Raw genomic sequence first — 2,920 nt, forward strand, 5'->3', positions numbered from 1 at the left:
GGGGCTGTGGTGGCAGCCCCGGCCTGAGGTGTTCCTCGACGCTGATGTACTTCAGCCCCGCCCGCAGGTCGGCGTCGTTGCGCAGCCGGATGACCAGCGGGAACTCGGCCAGCGCCGTCGTGTCGAACAGGCCGGTCGTGTACAGGAGCTGGACGCCCAGCGCGTCCGACACGGCCCGCTGCAGCTCCAGCAGGTAGGTGGCGTTGGCGCGGCCGATCGGGTTGTCGAGGAAGAGGGTGCCGGCGTGCCGGTGCCTGGCCCGGCCCCGGTCGTTGGAGCGCAGCGCGGCCATGGTGCAGTACAGGGCGATGGCCGCGGTGAGCAGCTGACCGCCGGAGAACACGTCGCCCATCTGCCCGACGGGGACGCGCTCGGCGCGCAGCACGGCGTCCGGCTTGAGGATCTCGACGGCGACGCCCTTAGGCCGAAGGGCGGCGGCCACTCCCCGCAGCAGCAGGGACATGCCGTCGCGGCGCAGGTCGGAGTTCTTCTTGACGGCGGCCCGGGTCGCCTCGTCGATGACCTCGCCGAGCCTCTCGGCGAGGGTGGCCTGGTCGGGTTCCTCGAAGCGGATCCGCAGGAACTCCTGCCCGGACCACTCGCCGAGCCCCTCGGGCAGCCGCGACAGCCGCTGGGCGGCGCGCAGCGTGGCCAGCGCCGACTCGACCAGCCCGCGCAGCCGGTCCACGATCGAGTCCCGGTTGCGTTCCAGCTGCTCCAGCTCGTCGGTGAGGACCCGCAGCCGGGGCGCGAAGGCGTCGGCCCACTTCTGCGCGTGCTCGGGCAGGGCGCCCGCCGGCAGTTCGCGGATCTGCTGGCGGGCGGGGGTGCGTACCTGCTCGTAGCGGGTGGAGTTGGCGTGCCGTACGAGGATGTCGCTCGCCTCGCGCACGGCCGCCTCCGCGGCGGACAGGTCGGCGGCGCAGCCGCGCAGCGACCGGCGGGCCTCGGCGGCGGACTGCCGGGCGTCCTCCAGGCCGCCCGGGTACGGCTCCGGCGCGTGCTGCTCCTCGTCACCTGGATGCTCGCGCAGCATGTCCCGCAGCAGCGCGGCGATCTCGTCGAAGCCGCCCGCCGCGTCCTCGGCGGCGCGGTGTGCGCCGAGCAGCTCGGCGTGCGCCTCACGGGCCTGGGTCAGCGCCTCGGTGCGCGACGCGAGTTCGGCGCTCGCCGTACGCAGCAGCGCCTGCGCGTGCTCGGCGTCGCGCGGCTGGAGCTCCTCGGACAGCTCGGTGTGTGCCTCGCCCTCCTCGGGCGCGTGCCGCTCGGCCTCGCCGCGCAGCCGGCCGAGCTGCTCGCTCGCGCTGGACATCCGGGTCTCCAGGAGCTGTACCAGCTCCTCCGCGCGCGCGACGGCGGCCTGGCGGGAGGGTCCGTCGGACCCGTCGGGGGACCGAAGGAGCTGCTCCGCGCGCGTGCGGACCTTGTTGCTGAGCCGGTCCAGATCCGCGCGCGCCGCGCTCTCGTCGCTCTCCGCCCGCGCCTGCTCGGCCCGTAGGTCGGCGCCGACGCCGACCTTCTCGTACACCTGGGACGCCGCGCGGTACGCCTCACGCAAGGCGGGCAGCGCGGCCTTCGGCGCGTCCGGCTCGTCCGCGGGTACGTCGTCAGGGGCGCCGGCGATCTCGGATCGCTCGGCGCGCAGCGCACGCGCGGTGCGGCGGGTGTCGTCGGCGGCCCGCTGGGCGGCGCGCCGGTCCTCGTCGGCGGCGCGGGCCCGCTCCAGGCAGGTCTGCGCCCGGACCTCGGACTCAGTGGCCTCGTCGGCGAGTTCACGCACCTTGACCTGCCAGCCGGCCCGTTCGCGCAGCCGGAAGGCGAGCCCGGCGAGGGCGTCGGCGGAGCGCCGGGCCTTCTGCGCGGCCTCCTGCCGCTCCTCGCGCACCTGCGCGGCCTCGGCTGCGGCCTCCTCGGTCTCGACCCGCGTGGTGCGCGCCTCGGTGAGCTCGGCCTCGGTCTCCTCGGCGAACGCGCGCGCCTCCCGCGCGGCCTGCCCCAGCTCGCCCAGCCGCCCGGCCGGGCAGCCCGTCCGCCAGGACGCGAGCCGCGCGGCCAGCTCGCGGTCCTTGCCGAGCCGGGTCGCGAGCGTGCGGATCTCCTCGTCGCGCTCGGTCGTCCGGGCGCGCAGGGCCTGCCGCTCCTCGTCGGCGGCATGCTCGTCGTGCATGGCGGGGTTCGGCGGCACGAGGAACACGTCGCCGTCGCCGGCGGTGTCCGGGGCCGGGGTGGGGGCGAGCAGGGCGGCCGCCGTGCCGACCGCCACGGCGGACCGGGGCAGCAGCGCGGCGTCGCCGAGCGCGTCCCTGGCCCGGGAGTGCGAGGCCGGGTCGGTGATGATCACGCCGTCCACCAGCTCGGGCCGGGCGGCCAGCACCCGCGCGTGGTCGGCGGGGTCGACGGCCTGCGCGAGGTAACGCCAGCCGGGCAGGGCAGGGATGCCGTGTTCGCCGAGGAACTCGACGGTCGCCAGCACGTCCGGGCCGGGCGGCAGCAGGCCTCCGTCGCCGAGCGCGCCCAGGATGCGGGAGTCGTCGGCGGCGGCGGTCCGCAGCTCGAACAGCTGGCGCTCGGCCGAGGAGACGGCGTCGTCGAGCAGCTCGCGCAACTCGTCGGCGAAACGGTCGAGTTCCTCGGGAGTGAGAGCGCCTTCGGCGACAGGGCGGGGGATTCTGGGGGTGCCGGGACGTGAGGGGAGCGACGCGGACACCGCGTCCGTGCCGTGGCGCAACGCGCGGGGCCTGGATGCCGGGTCCGTGCCCGCCGCTCGCCCGTCCGTGCCCTCGGCTCCGTCGGCGTCCGCCGCCCTGGTGCCGCGCCGGCCGGTGCCCAAGTGCGTGGTGGGACCAGATGGAAGCGGTTCGCTGTGGTCATGGTGCCCAGCGTCGCCGCTACGGCGTGCATAGGTGTCGCTCTCGCGCAG

The 2,920-nt window shown here is 76.2% G+C and carries 2 pseudogenes; one reads left to right on the forward strand and one right to left on the reverse strand.

What is annotated here, in order from left to right:
- Positions 1-2,650 (reverse strand): annotated as a pseudogene (locus tag AB0O67_RS37070) (hypothetical protein); the annotation flags it as partial.
- A 180-nt stretch (positions 2,651-2,830) separates the two neighbouring features.
- Between AB0O67_RS37070 and AB0O67_RS37075 the strand changes: the two are divergent.
- A pseudogene (locus tag AB0O67_RS37075) lies at positions 2,831-2,920 on the forward strand (cholesterol esterase); the annotation flags it as partial.

This window comes from Streptomyces sp. NPDC086077, assembly GCF_040686175.1.
Classification (GTDB): Bacteria; Actinomycetota; Actinomycetes; order Streptomycetales; family Streptomycetaceae; genus Streptomyces.